The sequence below is a fragment of the Microcystis sp. M165S2 genome (assembly GCF_020245885.1).
Taxonomy (GTDB): Bacteria; Cyanobacteriota; Cyanobacteriia; order Cyanobacteriales; family Microcystaceae; genus Microcystis.
Map to the genome: position 1 here is coordinate 1 of NZ_JADBTZ010000333.1, position 7,536 is coordinate 7,536.

At 38.9% G+C, this 7,536-nt stretch carries 8 protein-coding genes; 3 read left to right on the top strand and 5 right to left on the bottom strand.

Annotation, left to right across the window (positions count from 1 at the left end; all coding sequences use genetic code 11):
- On the top strand, positions 1–157 hold a 157-nt coding region (locus IM479_RS16475), incomplete at its 5' end, for a transposase (protein WP_287686718.1).
- A 50-nt stretch (positions 158–207) separates the two neighbouring features.
- Here IM479_RS16475 and IM479_RS16480 read toward each other — a convergent pair.
- Positions 208–1,719 carry a tetratricopeptide repeat protein gene (locus IM479_RS16480; RefSeq protein ID WP_287686711.1) on the bottom strand — a complete coding sequence of 504 codons (1,512 nt, stop codon included), beginning with the start codon at positions 1,717–1,719 and terminating at the stop codon, positions 208–210.
- Positions 1,720–2,016: 297 nt separating this feature from the next.
- Here IM479_RS16480 and IM479_RS16485 point away from each other — a divergent pair, with 297 nt between their 5' ends.
- Complete coding sequence (locus IM479_RS16485; protein WP_287686713.1) at positions 2,017–2,184, top strand: hypothetical protein; 168 nt, start codon at positions 2,017–2,019, stop codon at positions 2,182–2,184.
- A gap of 2 nt (positions 2,185–2,186) precedes the next feature.
- Here the strand turns inward: IM479_RS16485 and IM479_RS16490 are convergent, their stop codons facing one another.
- From IM479_RS16490 to mnmA, 3 genes are read right to left on the bottom strand one after another with little or no spacing between them, the layout of a single operon-like run.
- Positions 2,187–2,804 carry a COP23 domain-containing protein gene (locus IM479_RS16490; RefSeq protein ID WP_287686714.1) on the bottom strand — a complete coding sequence of 206 codons (618 nt, stop codon included), beginning with the start codon at positions 2,802–2,804 and terminating at the stop codon, positions 2,187–2,189.
- Between the two features lie 46 nt (positions 2,805–2,850).
- Positions 2,851–3,816, bottom strand: coding sequence for a serine/threonine-protein kinase (locus IM479_RS16495; protein WP_286826718.1), 966 nt, complete (start codon positions 3,814–3,816; stop codon positions 2,851–2,853).
- Between the two features lie 31 nt (positions 3,817–3,847).
- Positions 3,848–4,924: a tRNA 2-thiouridine(34) synthase MnmA gene (mnmA, locus tag IM479_RS16500; protein ID WP_287686716.1), complete on the bottom strand. Its 1,077-nt coding sequence runs from the start codon at positions 4,922–4,924 to the stop codon at positions 3,848–3,850.
- 102 nt (positions 4,925–5,026) lie between these two features.
- Between mnmA and IM479_RS16505 the strand changes: the two genes are divergently transcribed.
- Positions 5,027–5,671 carry a hypothetical protein gene (locus IM479_RS16505; protein WP_286826722.1) on the top strand — a complete coding sequence of 215 codons (645 nt, stop codon included), beginning with the start codon at positions 5,027–5,029 and terminating at the stop codon, positions 5,669–5,671.
- 362 nt (positions 5,672–6,033) lie between these two features.
- On the opposite strand, the gene IM479_RS16510 is transcribed toward IM479_RS16505, so the two are convergent.
- Positions 6,034–7,011: an alpha/beta fold hydrolase gene (locus IM479_RS16510; RefSeq protein ID WP_287686717.1), complete on the bottom strand. Its 978-nt coding sequence runs from the start codon at positions 7,009–7,011 to the stop codon at positions 6,034–6,036.
- Positions 7,012–7,536: the final 525 nt, after the last annotated feature.

Below are 7,536 nucleotides of genomic sequence, written 5' to 3' on the forward strand. Positions count from 1 at the left end.
CTATGGGAAAGATGCTCTTTGGTCGCCTAGTTATTTTGTTTCTTCTGTAGGAGGTGCGCCATTGGAAGTTCTTAGGTGCTATATTAAAGATCAAGAAAAGCCGTCGTTTTACGACGGGGTTTTAACCCAAATTTTCGATAAAAGAAGTCAGATTTGATGCTAATGTAATTGTGTTAGTGCTTTATATTGTTATACTCCTTCAGATGCTTATTGATTTCTTTTTGCTTCCTCGGCTAACTTTTTGTTATGAGAAGCATAAGGATGTTTAGGATCAATTTCCAGAGCTTTATTATAATCTTTAATGGCTTTATCATATTCTTTTAAATCATAGTAAACACTCCCTCGATTATTGTAAGCCATAGCATATTGAGGATTAATTTCAATGGCTTTATTATAATCTGCCATTGCTTTATCATATTCTTTTAAATTATAGTAAACCCGTCCTCGATTATTGTAAGCATAAGCATATTGAGGATCAATTTCCAGAGCTTTATTATAATCTTTAATGGCTTTATCATATTCTTTTAAATTATAGTAAACCCATCCTCGATTATAGTAAGCATAAGCATATTGAGGATTAATTTCAATGGTTTTATTATAATCTGCCATTGCTTTATCATATTCTTTTAAATCACTGTAAACATTCCCTCGATTATAGTAAGCATAAGCATATTGAGGATTAATTTCCAGAGCTTTATTACAATCTGCCATTGCTTTATCATATTCTTTTAAATTATAGTAAACACCTCCTCGATACAAGTAAGCTTCGGCAAATTGAGGATTAACTTCAATGGCTTTAGTATATGCCGCGAGCGCTTTATCATATTGATTATTATTACGGTAGTCTTCCCCTTGCTTAAAATAGGTTTCAGCAGTGGTAGAATTAGGTTGAGATGATTGTGCTACCGTAACAGGATTAAAAGAAAAATCCCCCACCAAAGAGGAATACTCCCAAGGAACTTGCTTATTTTGAGTAGCTTGTACAAGATCCTCCCGTACCCGTTTAAACATCAACTCCACATCTAAATTCGGTGTTTTCAGATGCTTTAATAAAAAAGACGTATATAACCCATTTTCCCCCTCTCCATCAGCAGCAACCCCTCCTGGTTCCGTCGCAAAAGCAATCAAGGCACCCCTAGCTGATTGTATCGGAGCCAAACCCCGTTGACTAGAGCGCCATTTTCGAGCAAAGGGATTATTGCGACAAGCATCAAGAATGACAATATTCATCTGATTTGCCGCATCTTCCATCCTAGCTAAGACTTTTCCTACCGGAATCGCCTCATAGCGCACATCTTCTGCCACATCCAGCTTCGCATTTACCGGAATAAGATAATTTTCCCCATCCACTTGTATACCATGTCCCGCATAATAAAATAATCCCACTCCTCCTGCCTTAAGTTGGTGGTGAAATGTGTCAATAGCATTTTCAATCTGCTTTAAATCAGCATTTTCCAGCAAAATAACATCAAAACCAACATCTTTAAGCGCATTCGCCATCGCTTCTGCATCATTAATCGAGTTTTTGAGAGGATTATCCTGATAACTCGCATTTCCAATAACTAAGGCTGTGCGTCGTTGTTTTTGTTGACTTTGTGACTGATTTGTGGTAATAGTAATTCCACGATCTTGAGGTTGCTGGTTTTGACAGGATACGAGGGAGAAAATTAGGGGAAATAGGGATAAAATTAGGCAAAGTTTCAATAATTGCGGTTTCATGGCAATTCAGATAAGCATTGGAGGATAATAATGGGATTGAACTGATTAGGGAAAGGATGAAATTATTTCCCGATAATATCATATCTATTGCAATATTTGCTATACTTAACAAGTATCTATTATTTGCTGACAACACTAGACGGCGGATGCAAGCAACTGTCCAGTATATTACAGGGAGGATGAGTTATCTTATGAAGATACTCAAGAAGCAGAGGAGGATTTCTCAGAGCAGTTAGGTCGAGTTTTAGAAGCTAAAATAGTAGTCAATGGAATTAGAATCCGATTGGAGAATTAACGATGACTTCAAAACCGTTGACTGAACAGGAATTAGCAGAAATCTTAAAAATCGTTCAGCAAGGAGAAAATAAACTCAGAGAAATGAGCGATTATGCGACAATTATAGCAGAAAAATGGAGAAGCAAAACCCAAAACACTCCTAATCCCGTAAACAAAGGTATATTTTGAGTCTAAAACGCTCCCCCGTTGTTTGGTTTAGATTGCTGTGTTGGGGATTTTTCTACTTTCAAAATCTCAGATAAATCATAAAAAACTTGCTGCTTTTTGCTAGAATTTTTAGAATCATTTACTCCTCTAGTTAAGGCTGCATTGTGTTCAGGTTCTTGGCGAATTTTCATAAGATCATCTAGTACTGCATAAGGCTCATCTTTGGTTTCCAAAGTAAAGAGTAAATCATCTTGATTACAAGTAGCACTTTTTGATTTTACTCCACAGACAACGGAAACTTCTCGATCGCTAATCCAACTTGCTACCGTAGCCGTGATATACTGTAATCCATCCCGATCATAAATATCTTGGAATCGTCTAGAAACTTGATCACAGCGCTTTTGAGGATTCCATTGATTACCAAAATAATAATTATCTGGTTTCCAAATAATTATAGTAAAATCTTTGTTTGTGCTTGGATTATATACAATAGTAGCTGGGGCATTTTTACCTAAATATTGAGCATTTCCACAGTAAAAATTAGGTTTTGTTGCTGCATTAGAATCTCCTTTACATCCTGATGTCAGCATTAGCAAACCAAACAAAAGTGAAACTGCTATTCCCGAAGTCTGACGCTTCATAAATCTTACTTACTCCTGTTAAACTTATTCCTATTACCTTTATAGCTTAAAAAGCAGGTTGATGTTGTCTCTCGTTGTTTTGTTGTCTCTCAGATAAAGTGTTCAACCCAATACCAATTACTCCTCCTAAAAGTAACATTAAAATTAGGGGAATAACGGCAATTTTACCCCCATTCTTCTGTATAGTTGGCACCATGGTAGGGGAGACTCCCTGTAAACCTTGAATTGCTTGTAAAGCTTCTTTAGCTGAGGGGTAGCGTTGTTGAAAATCTGGATGACTCATTTTAACTAAAATATCAGTAAATTTAGGTGTTATTTTGACGTTATTTTGCCAATGTATTTCTCCTGTTTGATTATCAACTAATTGGGTAGGATAATATCCCGTTAACATCTGAATAGCAATCATTCCCACAGAATAAATATCACTGCTAAAGGTAGGTTTTCCTAGATTTTGTTCATTTGACATATATCCTGGTGTTCCTATTCCAATTGTCTTAGGTTGGTTTTGAGTATTACTTAAATTAATAATCTGTTTTACCGCACCAAAATCAATTAAAATAATTTTATTATCTAGTTTGCGTCTAATTAAGTTATCAGGTTTAATATCCCGATGAATAACGTTATGCTGATGTACAAAAGCTAAAGTTGATAATACATCTTCTAAAAATTCAATTACTGCTATTTCTTCCCATTGTTTCCCTAGTATAATTTCCTCACCTAAAGGATGTCCCTCAATATATTCTTGAACGAGATAAAATTGATTATTTTCAGAAAAATGGGCAAATAATTGGGGGATTTGAGCGTGTTTTCCTAATTGATAAAGACTTCTTGCTTCTGTATCAAATAAACGCGTTGCTATTTGCCAAGATTGGGGATCAGATTGGGGTTTAAGTTGCTTGACAACACACCAAGGATGATCTGGTAATTGGGTATCTTTAGCTAGAAAAGTTTCACCAAATCCACCAGAAGCAAGCGATCGCACAATTTGATAACGATGGACTAATAAATTCACCCTTATCTTACCTGCTGATAAATAGTGGTTATTATAGCATTGATTGATCCCCCCTAGTCTCCCTTGAGATAATCCCCCCACCGAGGACGATTTCCCCTTCATAAATCACGGCTGCCTGGCCCGGGGTGATGCTAAATTGTGGTTGATCAAAAACCAGTTTCACTTGATTATTTTCTAGGGGAATAACATTGACGGGAACAGCCGGAGAACGATAACGTACCTGTACTTGCGCGCGGATAGGGGTGGTGGGTTCAGCAATAGAAACCCAGTTCATCCGTCCGACAAGACAATCGGTACTAACGGCACTTTCGCGATTACCGACGATAACCCGATTCATGACGGGATCCAGTTGTACCACATAGAGGGGTTCGGCGGCGGCGATGCCGATGCCTTTGCGTTGTCCGATCGTATAATGATGGATACCGCTATGTTTACCCAAAACTTTGCCATCGAGATCAACGATATCGCCCTCACTAACGGCGATATACTTATCCAAGAACGATCGCATAGTTCCGTGAGCTTCAATCAAGCATAAATCCTGACTATCGGGTTTATCTGCCGTTTTTAAGCCGAATTCCTGGGCAATCCTGCGGGTTTCTGCCTTGGTTTGTTCGCCCAAGGGAAATAAAGTCCCACGCAGTACATCTTGAGTTAAATCATAGAGAAAATAGGATTGATCTTTATTTTTATCGACGGCGCGCAGCAGTTGATAACGGTTATTTTCAGGAGAAAAACGAATTCTAGCGTAGTGACCGGTGGCAATAGTGTCCGTTTCTAAGGTTTCTCTGGCATAATGCAGCATCGGGCTAAATTTTACCGCTTTATTGCACTGAGAACAGGGCAGCGGTGTGATTCCCGCTTCGTAACCGGAAACCAGATAATCAATAATTTCTTTTTGGAAAAGCTCGCGACTATCGACGATATGATGGGGAACACCCAACTGCTCACAAATAAATGCCGCATCTACCATTCCCTCGGAGCAGCATTGACCTTTACCCTTCATTAACCACAGGGTCAAGCCAATAACATCATAACCTTGAGCGTGTAAGACGGCAGCGGCGACAGAGCTATCTACTCCCCCCGATAGACCGACAACAACTTTTCCCATAAATCTTGTAATGATTTTTAACCAATATACTTTCTAGACTAGCATCTCCTACTTTAAAATTTGGACATGGTGTACCCAAATTTTGTGTGAGGACAAACCAGCATGATGAGAACAAACCTACTGTTTTTCTCGGCTTTATTTTGGTTAAAAGTCGGGATAATCGCTCAAGGAACGCTGCTGCTAAAAGCAAACTTATCTTTTGCCCAGAATCTTTATCCCGGTCGTCGTTTGCCTCCACCACCGGCAGTGAGACAACCAACTAAACGTTCAGACAGTCCCAGTGGTGCTAATTGTTCCCAATGTCCACCCTTAAATTTGCCCCCGGTTAATTCTCCTTCAGTTAACCCCCCGGTGGCTGCCCCGGTTTCCGGTAATCAACCCCTGAGAGAATACGTTTTTCAAGCTCCCGCTACCGTGCTTCCTGCCGATGCTACGGTGATTAATAATAGTAATCGTCAAACTGTCAATCCACCAGCCCCCACACCGCAAAATCGCGCCAATAAACCCCCTTCTCCCCCACCACAGCAGCGGGTTATTGCTACTAATCAACTCTTTCGCGTTGAAGTTCAGAGTAATAGTACAGAAACGTTGGCAAAAATTCAAGAAATTGAACCCCTCGCATTTATCCGCGCGGGAGAAAATGTTATTCAAGTGGGGTTATTTCAGCAACAATATCAAGCTAAACAACGGGTACAAGAGTTAACTAAACAGGGTTTTAGCGCTCAGATTATTACCCTCAATAATTAGGGTTTGCTGAAAAAGTCTGTTGGTGTAGGGTGTAGGGTGTAGGGGTTTTATTCCCCCCGTTCACTCCAATGGCTGACACTTTTTGATATCAAAAAAGTCTAAAGATATTATCCAACAAGGTTTTTAGATTTATTTGCCCTGCCCTACTTAATAGACCTCTTGTAAAAATCAAAAATTGTTGTTAGGGTTAGGATTCAGAAGTCAGGAGAATTAAGAATGAACGATAGCTTCATGCCTATTTTTCTCATTTTTGAACTCTCAAAAGTTAATTAGGCAATAAGTCTCTAGGATTTTGGTTAATCTCGATCGAATTTCTTGCCTCTCGTCTAATCCTAACCAAGAAGTTAATTTTGTCCTATTACTTAGCACACAGAGTTAATTTTGTCAAGCAAAATTCTGACCGCATCGAGCATCACATCCGGTTGATCCATCCAGACAAAATGACTACTTTTATCCGCTTGTATTTCCATAAAATCTTTGGATAACTTGCCTAATTCTAGGTGCATCTCCTCCCGGAGTCGGTTGGCACTTTTGAGGGGAATAAAGCGAGTCCAAAAGGAGGGTTTAAAAAAAGAATTAGCTTTAATACTAACTATCGGTAAATTACCGAAATTGTTAGCCTCACTCACCTGACGAGCGCTTTGGTCGAGATTAAACATTTCTCTACTCATCGTCATCCAGTGTTTAGCGCGACAGAAAGAACGCTTAACTCGATGACAAGAATCTGGGGAAAAGCGACGCAATTCTGGTTTTAATAATTCAAAAACTCCCAGAACTTTCAGAACTCGGATAATGCCTAAAATTGAGCCGATAATCGACATCCAAAATCCGGAGATGAAAAATAATTTTAATGCCTTTAATGCTGGCGACATTTTCAGCATTCCCTGCTCGTGTAAACCATCGGTGAGTACCAAACCTACTACTTTTTCTGGGAACAGATGGGCATATAGTCGAACATTATAACTGCCAAAAGAATCACCAACTAAAATATAAGGTGGCTCTATTTGTGCTTGGGTTAGTAATTTATCTAATTCCTGAACAATTTGGTAGCTAGTTCGGGGATATGGACTAGAATCGCTCCAACCATAACCCGCTCGATCATAAATACAAACCCTAGCTAATTGTGACAATTCTTCTAGCAAAAAGTATCCCTCAATTCCCCCTAAACTATGGTCAATAATAATAGTGGGACTAGCCTCTCCCACTAGACAAAAATGCAGGCGATATTTACCCAGATTAATCAAATTACCTGGAGGTGCTTTTTGTTCTTCTAACCAAACAGATAACGTCTGATAAACTGTTGTCGCTACTAGGATAATTACTCGAATTGATAAAGACATAACTAGACCTCTTGTAAAAATCAAAAATTCTCGTGGTTGCTGGAGAATTAACCATGAATAATCATCAATTAAATGGTCAATTTAGCTGTGATTAAAAGAGAGCGCCAGCATTGCAGCCAAAATATATCGCAATTCTCACACCTGTGTGGCACAGTTAAACCTTTGCTGATTAAACTTTTCAACATCGATAATGTACCTCTTGCGAACAGGAAACGCTATAGTATAAATGAATGCCTGACACCTTGATTTTGAGCAAAGTAGGCTGCATCTTAACATTGGCAAAAATACCGACAATCAGCAATTATCAGTGACTCTTAAATTATTACCAGTATATCAGCAGCTGCCTGTAAGCATCCCACCGAAAAGCTAATGCGCGGGGGGTTTGGGGTAGGGCTGTTTCATTCTCCCATCAGAATATCAAAAGTAAAAGCGATCACTGTCAGGTAAAATGAAAAGTGACCGCCAACTTTTAAAATATATGTTGAGCTTAATAGAAAAACTGAAACAAGTCAAGGACTTTCGGAA